Origin of the sequence: Paraferrimonas haliotis, assembly GCF_002282895.1 — a bacterium.
Classification (GTDB): Bacteria; Pseudomonadota; Gammaproteobacteria; order Enterobacterales; family Shewanellaceae; genus Paraferrimonas; species Paraferrimonas haliotis.
Genome location: NZ_NRRB01000005.1, coordinates 67,123 through 89,658 on the forward strand (window position 1 = coordinate 67,123; position 22,536 = coordinate 89,658).

At 47.2% G+C, this 22,536-nt stretch carries 19 protein-coding genes; all 19 read left to right on the forward strand.

What is annotated here, in order from left to right; genetic code table 11:
- Window positions 1–242: 242 nt before the first annotated feature.
- Complete coding sequence (gene rpsB, locus CLC91_RS11205; RefSeq protein ID WP_095498857.1) at window positions 243–974, forward strand: 30S ribosomal protein S2; 732 nt, start codon at window positions 243–245, stop codon at window positions 972–974.
- Between the two features lie 116 nt (window positions 975–1,090).
- Complete coding sequence (gene tsf / locus CLC91_RS11210; RefSeq protein WP_095498858.1) at window positions 1,091–1,966, forward strand: translation elongation factor Ts; 876 nt, start codon at window positions 1,091–1,093, stop codon at window positions 1,964–1,966.
- A gap of 70 nt (window positions 1,967–2,036) precedes the next feature.
- Window positions 2,037–2,768, forward strand: a complete 732-nt coding sequence (gene pyrH / locus CLC91_RS11215; protein WP_095498859.1) for a UMP kinase — start codon at window positions 2,037–2,039, stop codon at window positions 2,766–2,768.
- 27 nt (window positions 2,769–2,795) lie between these two features.
- Window positions 2,796–3,353: a ribosome recycling factor gene (frr, locus tag CLC91_RS11220; RefSeq protein WP_095498860.1), complete on the forward strand. Its 558-nt coding sequence runs from the start codon at window positions 2,796–2,798 to the stop codon at window positions 3,351–3,353.
- 82 nt (window positions 3,354–3,435) lie between these two features.
- The gene (locus CLC91_RS11225; RefSeq protein ID WP_095498861.1) at window positions 3,436–4,197 is read left to right on the forward strand and encodes an isoprenyl transferase; all 762 of its coding nucleotides are present in this window, start codon (window positions 3,436–3,438) and stop codon (window positions 4,195–4,197) included.
- Window positions 4,198–4,225: 28 nt separating this feature from the next.
- A complete protein-coding gene (locus CLC91_RS11230) occupies window positions 4,226–5,083 on the forward strand; it encodes a phosphatidate cytidylyltransferase (RefSeq protein WP_095498862.1) in 858 nt (285 codons plus the stop codon).
- Window positions 5,084–5,085: 2 nt separating this feature from the next.
- Window positions 5,086–6,276: a 1-deoxy-D-xylulose-5-phosphate reductoisomerase gene (gene ispC / locus CLC91_RS11235; RefSeq protein WP_095498863.1), complete on the forward strand. Its 1,191-nt coding sequence runs from the start codon at window positions 5,086–5,088 to the stop codon at window positions 6,274–6,276.
- Window positions 6,276–7,631 carry a sigma E protease regulator RseP gene (gene rseP / locus CLC91_RS11240; protein WP_095498864.1) on the forward strand — a complete coding sequence of 452 codons (1,356 nt, stop codon included), beginning with the start codon at window positions 6,276–6,278 and terminating at the stop codon, window positions 7,629–7,631. Before ispC ends, rseP begins: the two co-directional genes overlap by 1 nt.
- Window positions 7,632–7,667: 36 nt before the next feature.
- Window positions 7,668–10,151: an outer membrane protein assembly factor BamA gene (gene bamA / locus CLC91_RS11245; RefSeq protein WP_095498865.1), complete on the forward strand. Its 2,484-nt coding sequence runs from the start codon at window positions 7,668–7,670 to the stop codon at window positions 10,149–10,151.
- A 57-nt stretch (window positions 10,152–10,208) separates the two neighbouring features.
- A complete protein-coding gene (locus CLC91_RS11250) occupies window positions 10,209–10,721 on the forward strand; it encodes an OmpH family outer membrane protein (RefSeq protein ID WP_233132619.1) in 513 nt (170 codons plus the stop codon).
- The gene (gene lpxD, locus CLC91_RS11255; protein ID WP_095498866.1) at window positions 10,722–11,753 is read left to right on the forward strand and encodes a UDP-3-O-(3-hydroxymyristoyl)glucosamine N-acyltransferase; all 1,032 of its coding nucleotides are present in this window, start codon (window positions 10,722–10,724) and stop codon (window positions 11,751–11,753) included. It abuts the gene before it with no gap.
- A gap of 31 nt (window positions 11,754–11,784) precedes the next feature.
- Complete coding sequence (gene fabZ, locus CLC91_RS11260; protein ID WP_095499001.1) at window positions 11,785–12,216, forward strand: 3-hydroxyacyl-ACP dehydratase FabZ; 432 nt, start codon at window positions 11,785–11,787, stop codon at window positions 12,214–12,216.
- A 2-nt stretch (window positions 12,217–12,218) separates the two neighbouring features.
- A complete protein-coding gene (gene lpxA / locus CLC91_RS11265) occupies window positions 12,219–12,989 on the forward strand; it encodes an acyl-ACP--UDP-N-acetylglucosamine O-acyltransferase (protein WP_095498867.1) in 771 nt (256 codons plus the stop codon).
- Window position 12,990: 1 nt separating this feature from the next.
- A complete protein-coding gene (gene lpxB / locus CLC91_RS11270) occupies window positions 12,991–14,148 on the forward strand; it encodes a lipid-A-disaccharide synthase (RefSeq protein ID WP_095498868.1) in 1,158 nt (385 codons plus the stop codon).
- Window positions 14,145–14,720, forward strand: a complete 576-nt coding sequence (gene rnhB, locus CLC91_RS11275) for a ribonuclease HII (RefSeq protein WP_095498869.1) — start codon at window positions 14,145–14,147, stop codon at window positions 14,718–14,720. Before lpxB ends, rnhB begins: the two co-directional genes overlap by 4 nt.
- Before the next feature lie 3 nt (window positions 14,721–14,723).
- Window positions 14,724–18,197, forward strand: coding sequence for a DNA polymerase III subunit alpha (gene dnaE / locus CLC91_RS11280; protein ID WP_095498870.1), 3,474 nt, complete (start codon window positions 14,724–14,726; stop codon window positions 18,195–18,197).
- Between the two features lie 32 nt (window positions 18,198–18,229).
- Entirely contained in the window at window positions 18,230–19,183 is a 954-nt protein-coding gene (accA, locus tag CLC91_RS11285) for an acetyl-CoA carboxylase carboxyl transferase subunit alpha (RefSeq protein ID WP_095498871.1), read from the forward strand.
- Entirely contained in the window at window positions 19,184–20,524 is a 1,341-nt protein-coding gene (gene tilS / locus CLC91_RS11290; protein WP_095498872.1) for a tRNA lysidine(34) synthetase TilS, read from the forward strand. It begins immediately after the preceding gene.
- A gap of 59 nt (window positions 20,525–20,583) precedes the next feature.
- Complete coding sequence (locus CLC91_RS11295) at window positions 20,584–22,533, forward strand: monovalent cation:proton antiporter family protein (protein WP_095500443.1); 1,950 nt, start codon at window positions 20,584–20,586, stop codon at window positions 22,531–22,533.
- Window positions 22,534–22,536 lie beyond the last annotated feature (3 nt).

Sequence of the window (22,536 nt, forward strand, 5' to 3'; positions counted from 1 at the left end):
ATTTAGGCAAAAATGTCCGACATTATTTGTACCACAATCTAGAATATGGTATAAAGCGCGCCGGCAACATTAGTCTGTAGTTTCTTAAATAGGATACTCAGGGTAATTGTTGGCGGCCATTATAATGGCATTTAACTTAAACATAAATCACACACGTTTCGTCACATTGCCTGGGGTGCCTGAAAAGGTCAGGAACAATGGGAAGCGTGGAGGTCTAACCCCACACACAGAGGAAATTTAACATGGCAAATGTTTCAATGCGCGACATGCTAAAAGCTGGCGTACACTTCGGTCACCAAACTCGCTACTGGAATCCAAAAATGAAACCTTGGATTTTCGGCGCGCGCAACAAGGTTCACATCATTAACCTTGAGCACACTGTACCGATGTTTAACGACGCACTTCAGCTAGTAAGCAACGTAGCCAGCAAGAAAGGTAAAGTACTTTTTGTTGGAACTAAGCGTGCAGCCAGCGACGCAATTAAAGATGCAGCGATCTCTTGTGACCAGTTCTACGTTAACCACCGCTGGTTAGGCGGTATGTTGACTAACTGGAAAACTGTTCGTCAATCTATCAAGCGTCTTAAAGAACTAGAAGCTCAAGCTCAAGACGGTACTTTTGAAAAGCTAACCAAGAAAGAGGCGCTAATGCGCACTCGTGAAATGGATAAGCTTGAAAAGTCTTTGGGCGGTATCAAGAACATGGCTGGTCTGCCTGACGTAATTTTCGTCGTTGGTGCTGACCACGAGCACATCGCTATCAAAGAAGCTAATAACCTGGGTATCCCAGTTATTGCTATCGTTGATACTAACTCTAGCCCAGACGGTGTTGATTACATCGTTCCTGGTAACGACGATGCGATTCGTGCAATTCAACTTTACACTAAAGCGGTAGCGCAAGCTGCTTCTGAAGGTCGCAACCAAGACCTAGTTGTACAAGCTGAACAAGACGGTTTCGTTGAAGCTGCAGAATAATAAGGTGTAATGGATCTCCATTGCCCTTATTAACCAATACCGAAATTGGTTAACAGGGGCCCATCGTGGCCCCTGTTTTATATATTTTTAAAGTTGAAGTGACAGAGGATTTAACAATGGCAATTACTGCTGCCCTAGTTAAAGAATTGCGTGAGCGCACTGGCGCCGGCATGATGGATTGTAAAAAAGCGCTAGTTGAAACCAATGGTGACATTGAACTGGCGATTGAAAACATGCGTAAGTCTGGCCAAGCTAAAGCGGCTAAAAAGGCTGGTCGTATCGCTGCAGAAGGTGTAATCCTTGCTAAAGTGAGCGACGGTGTTGCAGCGCTTGTAGAAGTTAACTGCGAAACTGACTTCGTTGCTCGCGACGAAAGTTTCCTAGCGTTTGCTAACAAGGTTGCTGAAGCAGCTCTTGCTGGCAAGATCACCGAAGTAGAAGCGTTAAACGCTGCTCTTATCGACGGTCTAAGCGTTGAAGAAACTCGCGCAAACCTAGTAGCTAAAATCGGCGAAAACATGAGCGTTCGTCGTTCTGTAATCGTTGAAGGTGAAAACCTAGGTACCTACATCCACGGCGGTCGCATTGGTGTTGTTGCTAACCTGACTGGCGGTGACGCTGAGTTGGCAAAAGACATCGCTATGCACGTTGCAGCTTCTCAACCACAATTCGTTAAGCCAGAAGACGTTCCTGCTGACGTAGTTGAAAAAGAGAAAGCGATTCAAATCGACATTGCAATGCAATCTGGTAAGCCAGCTGAAATTGCAGAGAAGATGGTTGTTGGTCGTATGGCTAAATTCACCGGTGAAATCAGCTTGACTGGTCAACCGTTCGTGAAAGACCCATCAATGAAAGTTGGCAAACTGCTTAGCCAAGCTAACGCAGACGTAGTTAACTTTGTTCGTCTAGAAGTAGGCGAAGGTATCGAGAAGAAAGAAGAAGATTTCGCTGCAGAAGTTGCTGCACAAATCGAAGCATCAAAGAAAGGTTAAATTGACCTTATCGTGATACCATTAAAAACCGCGGCAATTGCCGCGGTTTTGCTACCAACAGGATGATAATATGAGCACTAATCCAAAACCTACATTACGACGCATACTACTTAAGTTATCAGGGGAAGCCTTGATGGGTGAAGAAGGCTTTGGCATCGACCCAAAAGTTCTTGATCGCATGGCGCAAGAGATTAAAGAACTGGTTGAGCAAGGCGTGCAGGTTGGCCTGGTTATCGGAGGCGGTAACATCTTTCGTGGTGAAGGCTTAGCAAAGGCCGGTATGAATCGTGTGGTAGGCGATCACATGGGCATGCTAGCAACGGTTATTAATGGGTTAGCGATGCGGGATGCTTTACATCGAGCTTATGTAAATGCTCGCTTAATGTCAGCGTTCCCTCTTAACGGTGTGTGCGACAATTATAATTGGGCCGAAGCCATCAGTTTGCTGAAGTCAGGACGCGTAGTGATATTTTCAGCCGGTACCGGTAATCCATTTTTCACCACAGATTCAGCGGCCTGTTTGCGCGGTGTTGAAATTGAAGCGGATGCGGTATTAAAAGGCACCAAGGTCGACGGCGTTTATTCCGATGACCCAATGAAGAACCCTGATGCCGTTAAGCACGATCAATTGAGTTATCAAGACGTGCTGGAAAATGAGTTAAAAGTAATGGATTTAGCTGCATTTACCTTGGCGCGAGATCATAAACTGCCTATTATGGTCTTCAATATGAACAAACCCGGTGCTTTGCGACGTGTCATTATGGGCGAGTCGGAAGGTACTTTGATTAGTAATGCCGAATAAATTTCGGTGTAAGTAAGGATATTTAGCGTGATTAACGATATTAAACAAGACGCCAGCGCTCGTATGGACAAGTCGGTTGATGCGACTAAGAGTCAGTTTGCTAAAGTTCGGACAGGTAGAGCACACCCAAGTTTGCTTGATACCATTTCTGTAAACTACTACGGCGCTGAAACGCCTCTGAAGCAGCTGGCCAACATTGGTACTGAAGATTCCCGTACGCTTACCGTAACCGTTTTTGATAGCAGTGTTATCCAAGCAGTAGAAAAAGCCATCATGAGCTCAGACTTGGGTTTAAACCCAATGTCAGCCGGAGCCGTTATTCGCATTCCTCTGCCAGCGTTAACCGAAGAGCGCCGTAAAGATCTGATTAAAGTTGTGCGTGCAGAAGCGGAAAGCGGTCGAGTTGCGATTCGCAACATTCGTCGCGATGCTAACGGCGACATCGATGATTTGGAAAAAGAAAAAGAAATCGGTGAAGACGATGCTCGTAAGGGTAAAGACGAGGTGCAAAAGCTAACGGACGCTCATATTAAGAAGATCGACGAGATCTTAGCGGACAAAGAAAAAGAGCTGATGGAAATTTAGCCGTAAACAGCACCGACACTAGAGTTAAAGCGTCGTGTAGGGTATTCTACACGGCGTTTATTTTTAATAAGGATGGCTGTTAATGTCTGCGATACCGGCCCAGATTGCCCAGTTACCACAAGCCGCGATTCCAAAGCACGTAGCGATTATCATGGATGGTAATGGCCGATGGGCAGAGAATCGTGGAAAGAAGCGGGTATTTGGCCATCAAGCGGGTGTAAAATCGGTGCGTCGCAGTGTTAGTGCCGCTCGAGAATTGGGCGTTAAAAGTCTAACCTTATTCGCTTTTTCCAGTGAAAACTGGGGGCGACCTAGTACCGAAGTCAACTTGCTGATGGAGTTGTTCTTTAAGGTACTGACCAAAGAAGTAAAAGAATTAAGTAAAAATGGTATTCGCCTAAATGTGATTGGCGATACCAGCCGTTTCTCAGAACGACTGCAACTGCAAATAGCGAAAGCCGAACAACAAACTGAGCATAATGATGCCATGGTGCTGAATATTGCTGCTAATTACGGCGGTCGTTGGGACATTACTCAAGCCGCACAGCAATTGGCGTTAGAAGTCGCAGAAGGCCAACTTAATCCCAATCACATCAATGAAGAATTACTAGCATCGCGTCTATCTATGCAGCACCAGCAGCCAGTGGATTTGATGATCCGAACCGGTGGCGACTGCAGAATTAGCAATTTTATTCTTTGGCAAGCGGCCTATGCAGAGTTGGTATTTACCGACGTATTGTGGCCTGACTTTGAAAAGAGTAGCTTTTATGACGCAATAGAATGCTTCGCCAATCGACAGCGTCGATTCGGGTTAACCGGCGAACAAGTTGAAAACGGCCATTAGTGCTGGTTTCGTAAATTAGAGGTTTATTTTGTTAAAACAACGAGTAGCAACAGCTTTGGTGTTATTACCATTGGTTTTACTGGCCATTTTTTATGTGCCAACGGACTATATTATTTGGGGATTTTTTGCCGTCTTTATTTTAGCCGGTAGAGAATGGGGAAACATCATATCGCCCAATTGCAATGCAACTCGTTGGACCTTCGCTATTACCATAGGCCTTTTGATGTTTGCGGTGATGATGCTGGTTCCAGTAGAACAATACTGGTATTTAGACAGCCTTAACCCGATTTTATTGGCCATTCTTTTCGTAGGTGTGGCGTGGTGGTTAGTGGCGACCTTAATGGTCTTTATGTACCCGCAAGCCGCCAATTTTTGGCGTAAAAGCCCAATGTGGTTGTCGATGTTTGGCCAGCTCACCTTGTTACCAGCGTTTGTTTCTTTGTGTGTTCTTAAGTCTATGGTCTCGCAGCAAAACGACTATTACGGCGCGCTATTGCTATTGGCGGTATTCTTGATCGTATGGGGAGCCGATACGGGAGCCTATTTCGCAGGGAAACGCTTTGGCAAGACCAAGCTGATGCCAAACGTCAGTCCAGGTAAAACCATTGAAGGCTTTGTTGGAGGGTTGGCTTTGGTTGTGGTTTTGGCGAGCGTTTATCACTATTTAGTGCCAAGCAGTGAATGGATACCTATGATCATTATCGCGCTAATTACTGCGATTGCATCCGCGTTTGGAGACCTGACTGAAAGCATGTTTAAGCGTAACGCCAACATTAAAGACTCGGGTAGCATTCTTCCTGGGCATGGTGGTGTTTTGGACAGAATTGACAGCCTAACCGCTGCGTTACCCGTGTTTACATTACTCTTCTTAGTGTTGTGGAATTAGTTATGCAACAACTGGCCATTCTCGGTGCCACCGGCTCTATAGGCGGCAGTACCTTAGACGTTGTCCGTCGAAATCAAGGGCACTATCAAGTTGTGTTGCTGGTGGCTAATCGAAACAGTGAGAAAATGGCGAAACTTGTTGCTGAGTTTCGTCCTAAATACGTGGCGATGGTGGATTCACAAGCCAACCAACAACTGAAACAACTCATCGATGTAAGCCAGACTAAGGTTTTAGACACGTCTGAAGACGTTGAACAATTACTGGCAAGTGAACAGGTTTCAATGGTGATGGCCGCCATCGTCGGTGCTGCAGGACTCAAGTCGACGCTAGCGGCGGTGCATGCAGGAAAAACCGTGCTGTTAGCAAACAAAGAGTCGCTGGTTATGTCGGGCCAGTTGTTCATTGAAGCAGCCAATCGCAGCAATGCTCAGATTTTACCCGTCGATAGCGAACACAATGCCATTTACCAATGCATGCCGATGGCCGTTCAGGAAAATGTAGGCCGTGCGAAGTTATCAAGCCATGGCGTTGAGCGCATTTTATTAACCGGCAGTGGTGGTCCATTTTTGGATACGCCAATTGACCAATTGAGTCAAAAAACACCAGCGCAAGCGTGCAAGCACCCGAATTGGTCGATGGGCCGAAAGATTTCTGTAGACTCGGCCACCATGATGAACAAAGGGCTAGAGTACATCGAAGCCAAATGGCTCTTTAATGCATCAGAATCACAATTACAGGTCGTTATTCATCCTCAAAGCGTGATTCACTCCATGGTGCAATATAAAGACGGCTCCACCTTGGCGCAAATGGGTAACCCAGATATGCGCACCCCCATTGCTCATTGCATGGCATATCCGCAACGAATTGATGCTGGAGTTGAACCTTTAGACTTTTTCTCAGTCGGACAATTAAGCTTCTTAGAACCAGATTATCAACGTTATCCTGGATTAAAATTAGCCATAGACTGTTGCCATCGAGGCCAAGCAGCGACAACCGCACTGAACGCCGCTAACGAACAAGCGGTGAGTGCATTTTTAGAAGAACAAATAACCTTTACTGAGATTGCCGCCATTAACCGCGAGTGTGTCGAACGATTAGGCGACACACCATTAACGAGCATTGAGGCAGTTTTGGATTGGGATAGGCAAGCTCGAGCGCTGGCCAATCAATTGATTAAGCACAGAGGGTTTTAATGCTGGGTATTTTGTGGAACCTAGGGGCGTTTATCGTCGCACTGGGGATCTTAATTGCCATTCATGAATATGGCCACTTTTGGGTGGCTCGAAAATGTGGTGTTAAGGTGGAGCGATTTTCCATAGGATTCGGCAAAACCTTGTTTCGCAAAGTGGGCAACGACGGGTGTGAATACGTCATTGCAGCCATTCCTCTTGGTGGTTACGTTAAAATGCTCGATGAACGTGTCGAAGACGTTCCAGAATCATTAAAAAGCCAAGCCTTTAATCGAAAGTCCGTCTGGAAGCGCAGCGCAATTATTGCCGCTGGGCCGCTGGCCAACTTTGGTTTTGCGGTGTTGGCTTATTACGCCATGTTGGTGATCGGCGTACCGTCGATAAAGCCTGTCATTGTTAACGTAGAAGCGGATAGTCCCGCTCAAGTGATTCAAGTCGATGAGCCTAAGCAAATAACCGCGATCAGTGGTCGAAGCGTTAGAAACTGGGAAGAAGCTCAAATGGCCATCATTGGCCACATCGGCGACAGTTCAATAGAAGTGACGGTTGAACCAGTATCCGGAGGAGCGAGTGCTACTTATCAACTTGACAGCAGCACATGGAAATTTGACCCAGAAACGGAATCGCCCATCACAAGCTTAGGGTTGGTGCCATTTACACCTGAAATTTCAAACACCATTGCCTTTGTTGCTGAGGGCAGTGCTGCGGCTAAGGCTGGATTGCAAGTGGGTGATGAGCTCATTTTGCTGGGCGGTGAGCCGGTGAACAGCTGGCAGGGTTTTGTTGATGTTATTAAACGTTCTCCTGGGGTACCTTTGCCCTTAGAAATTAATCGTGAAGGCGAACGTCTGCAGGTGAGTTTAACCCCCGATTCAGAGACGGATCGCCAGGGTAATGTAAGTGGCCGAATTGGAATTGCGCCGGTAACGGCTCAGTGGCCAGAAGCCATGCAAATTGAATTAAGCTTTGGCCCCTTTGAAGCCATCGGCGCCGCCGCTGATAAAACTTGGCATATGATGGGCTTGACCCTTGGTATGCTGGGTAAGTTATTTACCGGAGATATTGCCCTAAACAACCTAAGCGGCCCAATTTCTATTGCTCAAGGTGCTGGCAGTAGTGCCGGTTATGGGTTAGTGTATTTTCTCGGATTTTTAGCATTAATTAGTGTTAACCTTGGTATCATCAACCTGTTGCCTTTACCGGTATTGGATGGTGGTCACTTATTGTACAACTTAGTTGAGATTGTGACCGGCAAACCGGTCCCTGAGAACGTTCAGGAAATAGGATTTAGAATCGGAGCGGCAACCCTACTGGTAGTAATGGGTTTTGCCATTTTCAACGACATAGCCCGACTCTAATCAGGTAAAAACAAAAAACATAATTAGAAGAGTTTTATGAGACTGAACAAAATTATGGCGGCCATGCTAATGCTCGGTGTTGGCGTATGCAATTCCGCTCAGGCTAAGAATTTCGAGCCGTTTGAAGTCAAAGACATTCAAATCGATGGTTTACAACGAGTAGCACTCGGTGCGGCGTTGCTGAACTTGCCCATTAAAGTTGGAGATAGGGTAGACCAAGCCAGAATCCAAGCGGCGATGAAGTCATTATATGCATCGGCGAACTTTGAGAATATTGAAATTGCTGAAAGCGATGGTGTCTTGCAAATATACGTTCGCGAGCGTCCAACCATTGCAGAGGTCACCTTCGAAGGCAATAAGGACATCAAAGATGAGCAGTTGCAAGAAAGTTTGAATGACTCTGGCGTAACCGTTGGTGAAGCGCTTGATAGAACCATGCTCAGTGGTATCGAGAAAGGTCTGCAAGATTTCTACTATGGTGTGGGTAAGTACGGTGCTCGTGTTGAAGCGCAAATTATTAACTTACCGCGGAACCGGGTTGAGCTGAAGTTCAACTTCACTGAAGGTGCGGCGGCTGAAATTCAGCAAATTAACATCGTTGGTAACCAAGCATTTTCCGACGCAGATCTTATTGCTCAAATTGAACTTACCGATTACGTCGCCTGGTGGGACTTTTTTGGCGAACGTCGCTACCAAAAGCAAAAATTGGAAGCCGACCTTGAAGCCATTACCGCCTATTACCAAGACCGCGGCTACGTTCGCTTTAATATTACCTCGACCCAAGTGGCAATGACGCCTGACCGAAAAGGCCTGTACGTCACCATCAACGTAGATGAGGGTGAGCAATATACGGTTAAGGAAACCAACCTAACCGGTGATTTGCTAGGGCGAGAAGAGATCATGAAGCTGCTGGTGCCGATTAAAGACGGCAGCCAGTACAACGCAGCGGAAGTCACCTATACCGAAGACATGTTCGCCAAGTATCTAGGGCGCTTTGGTTATGCTTACCCACAAGTGACGACGTATCCAGAAATCAACGATGATACCAAAGAAGTTACCCTCAACATTAACGTAGCGCCTGGTAAGCGGGTTTATGTGCGCAGCATTAACTTTACCGGCAACCAAGTGACCAAAGACGAAGTACTGCGTCGCGAATTACGCCAAATGGAAGGGGCTTGGTTGAATAACCGTCAAGTTGAGCACTCAAAAGATCGTTTGAACCGACTGGGTTTCTTCGAAACGGTTGAAGCGGATACGGTTCAAGTGCCCGGTACCGACGACTTGGTTGACGTTAATGTAGTGGTTAAAGAGCAACCTTCAGGCTCCTTTAACGGCGGTGTTGGCTATGGTACGGAAAGTGGTTTAAGTCTTCAGTTTGGCGTTCAACAAAGTAACTTTATGGGCACCGGTAACCAAGTTGGTGTAAACCTTAATACCAACAAATACTCGAAAAACGTAAACCTAAGTTACTCAGACCCGTACTTCACTAAAGACGGTATTAGTGCCGGTGGTAGCATTTACTGGCAGGAATACGATGCCGGTCAAGCAAACTTAGAAAAGTATAAAAACCGTTCTTATGGTGTTGGTTTCGATGTTGGCTTCCCAATTAACGAATACAACCGCCTGAACTTCGGTGTGGCTTATCGCCACAACACCATTTCTGAAATTTCGGCCTACGAGCAAGCCGTCCGCTTCTATAACATTTACCGTGACCCTAACAATCCAGATGCCGACTTGAGTTTCGATAACTTCGAAATCAACGCATCTTGGTATCGCAGTAACTTGAACCGAGGTACATTCCCAAGTGCTGGTTCGAGTCAGCAGCTTTACGGTAAAATGACCGTGCCAGGTTCGGATTTGAAATACTTCAAAACCAATTTTGAAACCCGCCATTACTTCCCAATCGATCGGGAACACAAATGGGTATTCATGGCCAAAGGTCGTCTAGGTTACGCCAACGGTTACGGTACCGTAGGTGAGAATGATCAAATTCTACCCTTCTGGGAAAACTTCTACGCCGGTGGTAGCCAAGCGCTGCGTGGCTTTAGAAGTAATACGGTAGGCCCTCGCTCATTCTATGTATACGGCAGTGGTGAGCCTTGTGCTCCGGATCCAAGCGGCAGTGGCTGTACGCTGCCTGGGCCACAAGATAAAGTGAGTGTAAACAATGGTAACTCCATTGGTGGTAATGCACTTGCTACGGCTACCGCCGAGTTGATTGTGCCGACGCCGTTTCTTGATGAAAGTTATCGCAACAGTGTCCGTACCAGTGTCTTTGTTGACGTGGGTAACGTATGGGATACGGAATTTGATTACGATTCCTATCGATTCCTACCCGCGGATCAGTTTGCGATGATTGATGATTTCTCTGACCCATCGCGAATTCGTGCATCCTACGGTATTAGTGTGCAATGGATTTCACCAATGGGTCCTATGGTGTTCAGTTTAGCAAGACCTTTGGTGACTCAAAACAACGACCGTACCGAAGTGTTCTCGTTTAATATTGGTCAAACATTCTAAATCGGATACACTTCTAAATTGGATGTATCCACATAATAAAAGTGATAGGAGCTAGTTTTGAAAAAAGCGTTAAATAGTGCGTTGTTAGTAATGAGCATGGTTTTGGTACCATTCACAGCCAACGCAGCTGCAGAAAAAATTGTCGTAGTCGATATGCAGCGAGTATTCCAGCAATTGCCTCAGCGTGAAGAAGTGGCTAAGAAAATTGAAGCTGAGTTTGGCGATCGCATGGCCGAAGTTCGCGGCATGCAAGAAAGCTTACGCAGCGATATGGAAAAGCAACAAAAAGATGCGGCTTTAATGAGCGCGCAACAAAAAACCGAACTAGCGCGTAAAATTGAAAGTGCTCAAGCGGATCTTCAATTGAAAGGTAAAGCCCTTGAAGAAGATCTTCGTGCGCGTCAAAACGAAGAGCAAAACAAGCTGCTAGGTGAAGTTGAAGCCGCACTAAAAGTCTTGGCTGATAAAGAGAAATACGACCTAATCATTCAACGCGGTGCGGTAGTATTTGCCAGTGAAAAAACAGACATCTCTGACAAGTTGGTTGAAGCGTTAAGCAAAGGTAACTAATTGAAAAGTTATACTCTTTTAGAGTTGTGCCAATACCTAGGTGGTGAGCTTCAAGGGGATGGCGAAATCGCCATCCACAGCGTAGCCACCTTGGAAAACGCACAATCCGGTCAAATTACCTTTTTGGCCAATAAAAAGTACCAATCACAACTGCAGTCTTCTAAGGCTGCAGCTGTGTTATTGAGCCCCCAAGATGCCAGCTTATATCAGGGTAACGCAATTGTGCTTCAAGACCCTTATGTCGGCTTCGCTCGCGTCGCTCAGCTGCTAGATACAACACCAGCAGCCGCGGTTGATATTCACCCCACGGCGGTAGTTGACGAGAGCGCATCTGTGGCGGAAGGCGTGGCTATTGGAGCCAATGCGGTTATTGGTGCCAATGTTCGATTAGAGCCCGGAGTACAAATTGGCCCAGGTTGTGTCATTGGGCAAGATTGTATTATTGGCGAAAACAGTCGCTTATGGCCAAATGTGACTCTGTATCACAACGTTCATATTGGTAAAGATTGTATAATTCACTCTGCGACGGTTCTTGGTGCCGATGGTTTTGGCTATGCTAATGAACGTGGGCATTGGATTAAGATTCCACAAACCGGTGGTGTTCGAATTGGTAATCAAGTAGAGATTGGTGCCAGTACCACGGTTGACCGTGGTGCCATAGATCATACGGTCATTAAAGACGGTGTTATCATTGATAATCAGGTGCAAATTGCCCACAACGACGTCATTGGCGAGCACACAGCCATTGCTGGCTGTACCACAGTAGCGGGCAGTACCACCATTGGTAAACACTGCATAATTGGTGGCATGGTTGCTATCAGTGGTCACATGGAAATCGCCGATCAGGTTCACTTAACCGGTCGAACCATGGTGATGAGCTCCATTAAAGAGTCTGGTGTTTATTCGTCAGGTACGCCTCATATGAGCAACCGAGACTGGCGAAAAAATGCTGCCCGGTTCCGTCAGCTGGATGGCTTATTTAGTCGCGTTAAGCAACTAGAAAAAGCTGGAAAATCTGAACAAAATAAATAGGACGAACTCTGTGTCTGAGCAAAATAAAGAAATGGATATTAACCAGGTGTTGGAGTACTTACCGCATCGTTATCCGTTTATGCTAATTGACCGTGTACTGGATTATACAGTGGGCGAAACCCTTACCGCTCTGAAAAACGTGACCTACAACGAACCGTTTTTTCAGGGTCACTTCCCTGTAAAACCGATTATGCCAGGTGTTCTCATTTTAGAAGCGATGGCCCAAGCCACTGGTATTTTGGCGTTTAAGACCATTGATCGCCCACCAACGGAAGTGCTGTATTACTTTGCCGGCATCGACAAAGTGCGTTTTAAGCGTCCAGTCGTGCCTGGGGATCAGTTGATTTTTGAAGTTCGCATGATCAAAGAACGCCGAGGCATTGGCGTATTCTATGGCGAAGCGAAAGTCGATGGACAAGTTGTTTGTTCGGCCGAATTAATGTGTGCAAGACGCGAGATTTAACTGTGATAAGTGAACAAGCTTTTATTCACCCTGAAGCCGTTATTGGCAAAGACGTTAGTATTGGACCGTTTTGCTACGTAGGTAAAGGCGTGACATTAGGTGATGGCTGTATTTTAGAATCTAATGTCGTGGTAAAAGGCCCTTCAACCATTGGTGCTAACAATCATTTTTACCAGTTCAGCTCCATCGGTGAAGATTGCCAAGACAAGAAGTACGCAGGTGAGACAACGCAACTGATTATGGGCGACAATAATATTGTTCGCGAAGGCGTTACCATTCACCGAGGTACCATTCAAGACGAAGGCATTACTCAAATTGGTAGCAATTGTTTGCTGATGGCAAACGTGCACGTTGCTCACGATTGTCGGGTCGGTGATAACGTTATTATGGCGAACAGCGCCTCGATTGCAGGACATTGCCATGTGGGCGATTGGGCCATTCTTGGTGGCATGACCGGTGTCCATCAGTTCGTCCACATTGGCGCGCACGCGTTCACCGCAGGTTGTTCATTGGTTCTGCAAGATGTACCGCCGTACGTTATGGCAGCGGGGCACGCAGCGGTTCCAAGAGGCATTAACTCAGAAGGCTTAAAGCGCAGAGGCTTTAGTAAAGAAGCCATCAGTGCCATTAAACGCAGTTATCGCACCGTATTTCGCTCTAAGTTGGTAAAGGAAGAAGCCTTGGCCAAAATGGCAGAAGACGCTGCGACTTTTCCCGAGGTTAAGAGCTTCAGTGATTTTGTAGAAAATTCAAGTCGAGGACTTATTCGCTAGTATGACCTCCAACTCGCCTTTGACTTTCGCATTGGTAGCGGGAGAAACGTCAGGAGACATTCTTGGCGAAGGTCTGATTAAATCCATCAAGGCGCGCCATCCTACGGCGCGCTTTGTTGGTATTGGCGGACCAAGAATGCAAGCCCAAGGGCTAGACTCTTGGTTTGCGATGGAAGAGCTATCAGTTATGGGCTTGGTAGAGGTGCTCGCAAGACTGCCTAGGCTGTTGTCTATTAAACGCCAGTTAGTCTCGAAAGTGATCAACGCAAAAGTTGATGCCTTTATCGGTATTGATGCACCGGATTTTAATTTACGAGTGGAAGCATCGCTTAAACAAGCCGGCGTAACCACGGTGCAGTATGTGAGCCCGTCGGTTTGGGCGTGGCGCCCCAAACGCATTTTCAAAATTGCCAAAGCCACCCACTTGGTTTTGTCGTTATTGCCCTTCGAAAAATCCTTCTATGACAAACATCAGGTACCCTGTACTTTTGTCGGACACACCTTAGCTGACGATATCGCAGTTGAGCATGATAAAAGTCAAGCTTGCCAATCCCTTGGATTGGATCCTAACAAACCCGTGCTCGCCATTATGCCGGGCAGTCGGGGCAGTGAATTAAAACTGTTGGCAGAGCCATTTTTGATTACCGCTCAGCGATTATTACAACGCCATCCGGATGTACAGCTAGTAACGCCTGTGGTTAATGACGCCAGACGCGAGCAATTGCTAACAATAAAAGCTGACGTTGCACCAGATCTGCCCCTGACCTTAGTGGATGGGCAATCAAGAACCGTGATGGCGGCGAGTGATGTTATTTTGCTTGCTTCAGGTACCGCAGCACTTGAAGCCATGTTGTTTAAAAAGCCTATGGTAGTGGGCTATAAGGTAAATCCGATAACCTATCGAATTGCTAAGCCGTTAATGCAAACCGATCGCTATTCGCTGCCCAATCTTTTATCCTCAAATCGCGATATTGTGCGCGAATTGATACAAGATGACTGCACCCCTGAGAACCTTTTTAATGCGGTTTCAGAGCTGCTTAGTGGCGATAACCAAGAGATTATTGAACACTTTACCGAGTTGCATTTAAGCATGCGCCTAAATGCTTCGGAAAAAGCGGCAGAGGCCGTATTAAATTTGATTGAACAAGGAACGTCATGAGTTCTCAATTGATAGCGGGCGTTGACGAAGTTGGCAGAGGGCCACTCGTTGGTGCGGTGGTCACGGCCGCGGTAATTTTGGATCCCAATCAACCCATTGAAGGATTGAATGATTCCAAGAAACTTTCAGAGAAAAAACGCATCGTCTTGGCGCAACAAATAAAAGAAAAAGCCCTGTGTTGGAGCCTCGGCAGAGCCGAGGTTGCAGAGATTGATGAACTCAATATATTGAACGCGACCATGTTGGCGATGCAGCGAGCGGTAGCAAATTTGCCCCAACGTCCTGAGCGTGTGTTAATTGACGGTAATCGTTGCCCACAACTGCCTATGCCGGCGCAAGCGGTCATTGGTGGAGACGGCAAAGAAGCCTGCATCAGCGCCGCCTCGATATTGGCTAAAGTTGCACGGGATCAAGAAATGCTTGAACTGCACCAACAATATCCACAATATGGGTTTGATAAGCATAAAGGATACCCCACCAAAGCGCATTTGGAAGCGTTGGCTCAACACGGAGTGTTAACCTGCCATCGCCAAAGCTTTGGACCGGTAAAGCGCGTACTAGGAATGGCATAAATCATGACCGAACCAAGGTTTGTTCACCTGAGGGTGCATTCAGATTTTTCCATGGTAGATGGGCTGGCGAAAGTTAAGCCTTTGGTGGCGGCTGTTAAAGAGCTTGGTATGCCCGCACTCGCCCTAACGGACCAAACTAACTTGTGTGGTTTGGTTAAGTTTTACGAGGGCTGTCATGCCGCCGGTATAAAACCCATTCTTGGTGCCGACTTTTATTTGCTGAGCGATGAAATTGGCGACGAGGTGTGCCGCCTAACCGTGCTGGCGATGAACAACACCGGATACCAGAATCTGACATTATTGATCAGTGAAGCCTATCAAAGAGGTCATGTTGAGGGGCGTCCGTGCATAGATAAACAATGGTTGGCTAAATACAATTCTGGCTTAATACTGCTATCTGGCGCGAAAGATGGCGATTTAGGACAAGCCTTGCTTAAGGGCAATCAAAGTTTGGCTGATGAGGTAGTAAGCTTTTATCAGCAACATTTCGCCGACCGCTACTATGTAGAATTGGTTCGCACAGGTCGCGCTCAAGAAGAGCAGTACCTGCACGAAGCGGTGGCGTTTGCCAGTCGCCATCAATTGCCAGTCGTGGCCACCAATGAAGTGGTGTTCTTAAACTCACAACAGTTTGATGCTCACGAAATACGAGTGGCGATTCATGATGGGTATACTCTAGCGGATCCTCGACGACCGAAGCGCTATTCGGAACAGCAGTACTTGCGTACTGAAGACGAAATGTGTGCCTTGTTTGACGACATTCCAGAAGCTTTGCAAAACAGCGTTGAAATTGCCAAGCGCTGCAATGCAACCGTTAGGCTGCACGAATACTTTCTACCTAATTTTCCCACCGGTGACCTCTCCACTGAAGACTTCCTCGTCAAAGTGTCGCAAGAGGGCTTGGAAGAACGCTTATCGTTCCTGTTCCCAGATCCAGAGCAGCGTCTTGAAAAGCGCCCAGAGTATGACAAACGCCTCGAAGTAGAACTGGAAGTGATTAACCAAATGGGTTTTCCAGGCTACTTCTTAATCGTTATGGAGTTCATTCAGTGGGCGAAAGATAACGATATTCCGGTAGGACCTGGGCGGGGCTCGGGTGCCGGTTCGTTAGTTGCCTACGCGCTGAAAATTACCGATTTGGACCCGTTGGAGTTCGATTTACTGTTCGAGCGATTCTTAAACCCTGAACGGGTATCTATGCCGGACTTTGATGTCGATTTTTGCATGGATCGCCGTGACGAAGTGATTGATCATACCGCAGAGTTGTATGGTCGGGATGCGGTGTCTCAAATCATTACCTTTGGCACCATGGCGGCAAAAGCCGTGATTCGCGACGTTGGCCGTGTCCTTGGTCATCCCTATGGATTTGTGGACCGCATCTCGAAGCTGGTGCCGCCGGATCCTGGCATGACATTGGCTAAGGCGTTTGAAGCTGAACCCGCGTTACCTGAACTTTATGATGGCGACGAGGAGGTGCGCGACCTTATCGATATGTGTCGTACCCTTGAAGGGGTGACGCGTAATGCCGGTAAGCACGCTGGTGGGGTTGTAATTGCACCGACTAAAATTACCGACTTTGCCCCCTTATATTGTGACGATAGCGGTGCCAATCCGGTTACTCAGTTTGATAAGAATGACGTAGAAACCGCAGGGCTGGTAAAGTTTGACTTCTTAGGCTTGAGAACGCTAACCATCATTCAATGGGCATTAAACATGCTCAACCCTGTGCTCGAAAAGCAAGGCAAAGCGCCCGTTGCCATTGAGTCGATTCCGCTGGAAGACAAAGCCTCTTTCGATTTATTAAAGCGCTACGAAACCACAGCGGTGTTTCAGCTCGAATCTCGAGGCATGAAGGACTTAATTAAACGTCTGCAGCCGGATTGTTTTGAAGACATCATCGCTTTGGTGGCCTTGTTTCGACCGGGCCCATTGCAATCAGGCATGGTGGATAACTTCATTGATCGCAAACACGGCCGTGAGGAAGTATCGTACCCTGATGCCCAATATCAGCACGACAGTCTTAAGCCCATTCTTGAACCGACCTACGGAATTATTCTATACCAAGAGCAGGTGATGCAGATTGCTCAGGAACTTTCTGGCTACACCCTCGGCGGCGCCGATATGCTGCGACGAGCCATGGGTAAGAAAAAACCGGAAGAAATGGAGAAGCAGCGGGGAACCTTCAAACAAGGCGCTATCGACAATGGGGTTGATGGCGAGTTGTCGATGAAAATTTTTGACTTGGTGGAGAAATTCGCCGGGTATGGCTTTAACAAATCGCACTCGGCAGCCTATGCACTGGTTTCTTATCAAACGCTGTGGCTTAAGACCCACTACCCGTCCTATTTTATGGCGGCGGTGATGTCGGCGGACATGGATAATACCGATAAGATTGTGACTCTGGTGGATGAGTGTGAACGGATGAAATTAAAACTCATCCCACCGGATGTGAACAAAGGCATGTACCACTTCACGGTCGACGATGAACAAAACATTGTGTACGGCATTGGTGCAATTAAAGGTGTGGGCGAGGGGCCGGTAGAAAACATCATCGAAGCCAGAGGTAATGAGCCCTTTAGAGATCTTTTCGATTTTTGTGCTCGAGTTGATTTGAAGAAGATTAACAAGCGCGTCATCGAAAAACTGGTGCTTGGTGGTGCCTTAGATCAAATGGGGGCGCATCGAGCTTCTTTGATGGCCACGTTACCCGATGCCATTGCTGCTGCAAGTCAACATGCTAAAGCACAAGAAAGCGGTCAAAACGACCTGTTTGGTTTGCTCAATGATGATCCACAAGACCAGCGACAGCAATTTGTAGCTTGCCCTAAATGGCCAGATAAAGTTTGGTTAGAAGGGGAGCGCGAAGCGCTTGGCCTATATTTAACGGGACACCCGATTAATCAATACCTGTCGGAATTAAAGCATTATACTTCTGGTCGATTAAAGGACATTTATCCGACAGAGCGGGGTAAAACCGTAAAGGCTGCCGGGTTGGTGGTGGCGACTCGGGTGATGCTCACCAAACGCGGCAGCAAAATGGGATTATTAACCATTGATGATAAGTCGGGTCGATTAGAGGTGATGTTATTCACCGAAGCGTATGAAAAGTTCCAAGAATTGCTAGAAAAAGATAAAGTATTAGTCATTGAGGGAGAGGTCAGCTTTGATGATTTCTCCGGTGGTAATAGAATGACCGCCAGAAACGTGGTTGATATCAGTCAGGCACGCTGTGAATTTGCGAAGTCGGTAGAAATAGATTTTGAACAAGCAACACTATCGGAATCCACTTTAGAAGCATTTGCACAATCGCTACAGCAACACAATGATGGTCCGATACCCGTTGTTATTAATTACAATAGTGAACAGGCCAGCGGGCAGTTGCGATTAGCGGACAAATGGACAATTAATCCAACCGATGATTGCTTATTAGCATTAGAGAAGTTAGTCGGTTCGGAACAAGTAAGAATTAGGTATTAAGGGCTATAAGCCCCAATAGAATAGGCATAATAATGAGCTTAGATTTTTTAGAATTTGAACAACCCATTGCTGATCTGGCCGAGAAAATAAACGAACTAAAACAAGTCTCTGCAGCAAACCCAGATGTAAAATTGGACAGTGAAATTGATCGTTTAGAACAAAAACGTCAAGAACTGACTAAGAAGATATTTGCCGATCTCAAGTCTTGGCAAGTATCTCAGTTAGCTCGTCACCCACAGCGCCCTTACACCGGTGACTACCTGCGACTTATCTTCGATGAGTTTGATGAAATGTGCGGCGACAGAGCCTATGCCAATGATGAAGCTATTGTTGGCGGCACAGCTCGTTTAGATGGTCGACCTGTTATGGTTATCGGCCATCAAAAAGGCCGCGACACTAAAGAAAAAATTCGTCGCAATTTTGGTATGCCTCGTCCGGAAGGGTATCGCAAAGCATTACGGTTAATGAAAATGGCCGAGCGTTTTAACATGCCCATTATTACCTTCATTGACACGCCGGGAGCTTATCCGGGTGTGGGTGCTGAAGAGCGTGGTCAAAGTGAAGCGATTGCTACTAACCTGAAAGAGATGGCGGGTCTTAAAGTGCCTGTTATTTGCTCCGTAGTTGGTGAAGGGGGCTCCGGTGGTGCCTTAGCAATTGGTGTTGGTGATACGGTTAATATGCTTCAATACTCCACGTATTCGGTGATTTCACCGGAAGGCTGCGCATCCATTTTATGGAAAAGTGCTGACAAAGCACCTCAGGCCGCGGAAGCGATGGGAATTACCGCAGACCGTATTTTAGAACTTGGATTGATCGATAACATCATCGATGAACCGTTTGGTGGTGCTCATCGAGACATGGAAGAGATGGCACAAAGCATGAAAAAGACCCTAATTAAACAACTTAACGAGCTGGATAATTTAGACGCTGACAGTTTACTTGACCGTCGTTACAAGCGTCTTATGGGGTATGGTTATTGCTAAATGGGCCCATTAACCTATGAGCAATTTGAAGCGGCGCTGCAACGGGAGTTGCAGCGCCGCTTTGGTGAGCGCTACCCCAGCGTTTCGATAGTGTTGGGCTATTCTGGTGGGCTGGATTCGGAAGTGCTTGCTCATTTGTTGGGGCGGTTTCAGCACGCGCACCCGAGCGTCAACAGTCAGCTGTTGCACGTTCACCATGGCTTAAGTCACTACGCCGACAACTGGGTTGAGCATTGCCAAGCTTCTGCCAAGCGAAATCAACTTAATCTCACCGTTGAACGTATACAGTTACCTGATAAAAGTCGCACCAGCATAGAGGCTCAGGCAAGAGAACAACGTTATAAACAATTGTTTGCCCATGCAAGCGCTCCGAGTTTGGTATTAACCGCACATCACCAAGATGATCAGCTTGAAAGTGTTTTGCTCGGTCTTAAGCGAGGTGGTGTTAATGGTCTTGCAGGCATTGCTCGCGCTTATAAGCACAGCGAAGGGCAATTTGTTTATAGACCGCTGCTGCCTTTTAGCAAAGAGCAATTGCACTTTTATGCCAAAAAGCACGGCTTGCAAAACATTGAGGACGACAGCAATAGCGATTGCCGTTTTGACCGCAATTTTTTGCGCCATCGCATCATACCCAGTTTAACCGAACGTTGGCCTCACATTGGCGCTACAGCCAGTCGCAGTGCTGAACTTATTGGCGAGCAGCGTCAATTAATTGAGGACATGTGTCAGGGACTTTGGCCGACCTTTTGCGGGCCCTATGACACCTTGTTGATTGAGCCTTGGGCAAAGCAATCGCAGCCGCTACAACGTCAGTTATTGCGCTATTGGCTAGGTGAGCGAGGCGCTGTTATGCCATCGCAGCAACAATTGCTGCAAATTCAGTCGCAACTGCTCAATGCCTCCATTGACGCTAATGTGTGCGTAGAGTTTAACCAATGGCAAGTGCGACGCTTTGCCCACAAAGCCTATGCTCTGCCTGTTCAAACTCAACCCACTCTAGCTGCGCAATCGCTAACGCTGGATAACGAAGTGAGCTATTGGGGTAAGCGATTGCGATTAACCGAGGCGAACCAAGGATTGCGTCTTATGCCAACCACAGAAGTGGTGCAACTGCGCTTTGGTGCCTCTGGTTCAACCGTGTGTCATCCTCATAATCGTCATCACAGTCGAACCTTGAAAAAACTGTGGCAAGAGCATCAAGTACCACCGTGGATGCGATCTAAGGTGCCGTTGATATACTACGGTGAGCGCTTGGTTGCTGCGGTGGGATACTGGATTGAAAAAAGCCTTGTTCAAAGTGACGATGAAAAGGGGTGGAAAATCATTCAATTGGATTGATTACTAGGCTGGGTTATTATTCGAAGTAGAGCACAAGCTGGATAAGGTGCATCGAAACGATGGAACACGGATTTCTGATTCAACTGATATTGATGCTGGTGGTGGCCATTATTGCCATTGCTGTCTTTAAACGTGCCGGCTTGCCACCTATTCTTGCCTACCTTGTTACCGGTGTGATTGCCGGCCCTATGGGATTTCACTGGTTTACACAACAACAAATGCACTCGGTCGCGGAGCTTGGCATTGTGTTGCTGATGTTTAGCTTAGGATTGGAGTTTTCCTGGCCGAGGCTTTGGGCGATGCGACGAATGGTGTTTGGTGTGGGCACCATGCAAGTTACCGTCACTGCCGGTATCAGTGGCCTTTTGTGCTTAGGCCTTGGCTTTGGCGGAGCGGAATCGGTGGTAATAGGCGGCGCTATTGCTTTGTCGTCGACGGCCATCGTATTGCAAATGCTAAATGATCAGGGATGGCTTAATAAGCGTCACGGCGAACTTTCAGTATCGGTGCTGTTGTTCCAAGACATTGCCGTTGTCCCTTTGTTGATTTTGCTGCCTTTGTTAAGCCCTCAAGCCGGTGAGTTTGAGCTGGTTCCAGCCAGTTTGGCGGTACTGCAAGGCAGCGCTGCGATGCTGGCCATCATGGTCGTCGGTAAATTTCTGCTGCCACTGGTATTTGATGAAGTGGCTCGTGCTAAAACCAATGAGCTGTTTGTGCTGTCCACCCTAGTGGTGGCGATTTTGACCGGTGTATTAACCCAATGGTTAGGTTTATCCATGGCACTGGGGGCCTTTGTTGCCGGTATGTTGTTAGGAGAGTCTCAGTATAAAGCCCAGCTGGAGGCGGATATTAGGCCCTTTAGGGACTTATTGATGGGATTGTTTTTTATTTCCATTGGTATGTTATTGGACTTACAACAGGTCTGGTTAAACCTAGGTTACATCTTACTGGCGTTAGCGTGCATTTTGATTTTAAAAATTGGCGTTGTGCTGTGCTTACTGAAATTGGCCGGCGAGAGTTGGCGAGACAGCTTAAGTGCAGCGTTTTGTTTGGCGCAAGTCGGCGAATTTAGTTTTGTGGTGTTAGCCTTGGCAGTGCAAGGGGACTTGCTGACCACCAACATCTCTACAGCGCTGGTAACCATTGCGGTAATATCGATGGCTTTAACCCCGTGGCTGGTAAAGCGAAGTGTATGGCTGGCCACCAAAATATTGGGTCAGGCCAGCAAGCGAGAACAAATTAGCGATGACTTTGACCACGTGGCGCTGATGAATAAACACGTTGTTATTTGTGGTTATGGGCGGGTAGGACAGGTTATCGCTCGATTTCTTAAAACCGAAGCGGTGGATTACGTCGCTTTGGATCTGGACCCCATTCGCGTCAGAGAAGCGACCGCCGGGGGGGACAACATTATCTATGGGGACGCGTGCAAACGAGCATTGCTTAAAAAAGCCGGCATCCAACAGGCACGCATGGTGGTGATTACTTTTTGTGACGGTCGAGGCATCGAGGACCTAATGGGCCTATGTCGTGCCATGGCTCCGAAGGTCAAAATCATTGTTCGAACTCGAGACGATGAAAATATGGATCTGCTCACCGAAAAAGGGGCTAATCAAGTGGTGCCGGAATCCCTTGAAGGTAGCTTAATGTTGGTGTCGCAGGTATTGCATCAATGCGGTGTCCCTATCTCACGTATTTTCAAGCGCTTAGAGAGAGAACGACGTGCGCATTACCGGCATCTGCACGGCTTCTTTTCTGGCGACGCTATGGATCTTACCTTGGACCACATGCATGCAACGGCTTTAAATTCCGGCTCTGCCGCCGTTGGTAAGAGCGTTTCAGAGCTCGATTTTCAGCAGTTTAGGGTTGAGCTAAGAGGCATTCGTCGCGGACGAACCGAGCATGAAGACGTCACCCCGGACTGGCGCTGTCAAAGCGGCGATATTTTACTGTTAGTCGGTAAACCTCGGCGAGTTGAACGGGCAGAGAAATACGTTCACCTGGGATAACTG

Bases quoted from the DNA above. Each gene is read 5' to 3' on its own strand.
- CLC91_RS11295 (WP_095500443.1), top strand. From the start codon at position 20,584: ATGGAACACGGATTTCTGATTCAACTGATATTGATGCTGGTGGTGGCC.
- tilS (WP_095498872.1), top strand. From the start codon at position 19,184: ATGGGCCCATTAACCTATGAGCAATTTGAAGCGGCGCTGCAACGGGAG.
- tsf (WP_095498858.1), top strand. From the start codon at position 1,091: ATGGCAATTACTGCTGCCCTAGTTAAAGAATTGCGTGAGCGCACTGGC.
- bamA (WP_095498865.1), top strand. From the start codon at position 7,668: ATGAGACTGAACAAAATTATGGCGGCCATGCTAATGCTCGGTGTTGGC.
- lpxB (WP_095498868.1), top strand. From the start codon at position 12,991: ATGACCTCCAACTCGCCTTTGACTTTCGCATTGGTAGCGGGAGAAACG.
- fabZ (WP_095499001.1), top strand. From the start codon at position 11,785: ATGGATATTAACCAGGTGTTGGAGTACTTACCGCATCGTTATCCGTTT.
- rseP (WP_095498864.1), top strand. From the start codon at position 6,276: ATGCTGGGTATTTTGTGGAACCTAGGGGCGTTTATCGTCGCACTGGGG.
- pyrH (WP_095498859.1), top strand. From the start codon at position 2,037: ATGAGCACTAATCCAAAACCTACATTACGACGCATACTACTTAAGTTA.
- accA (WP_095498871.1), top strand. From the start codon at position 18,230: ATGAGCTTAGATTTTTTAGAATTTGAACAACCCATTGCTGATCTGGCC.
- ispC (WP_095498863.1), top strand. From the start codon at position 5,086: ATGCAACAACTGGCCATTCTCGGTGCCACCGGCTCTATAGGCGGCAGT.
- CLC91_RS11225 (WP_095498861.1), top strand. From the start codon at position 3,436: ATGTCTGCGATACCGGCCCAGATTGCCCAGTTACCACAAGCCGCGATT.
- rnhB (WP_095498869.1), top strand. From the start codon at position 14,145: ATGAGTTCTCAATTGATAGCGGGCGTTGACGAAGTTGGCAGAGGGCCA.
- dnaE (WP_095498870.1), top strand. From the start codon at position 14,724: ATGACCGAACCAAGGTTTGTTCACCTGAGGGTGCATTCAGATTTTTCC.
- rpsB (WP_095498857.1), top strand. From the start codon at position 243: ATGGCAAATGTTTCAATGCGCGACATGCTAAAAGCTGGCGTACACTTC.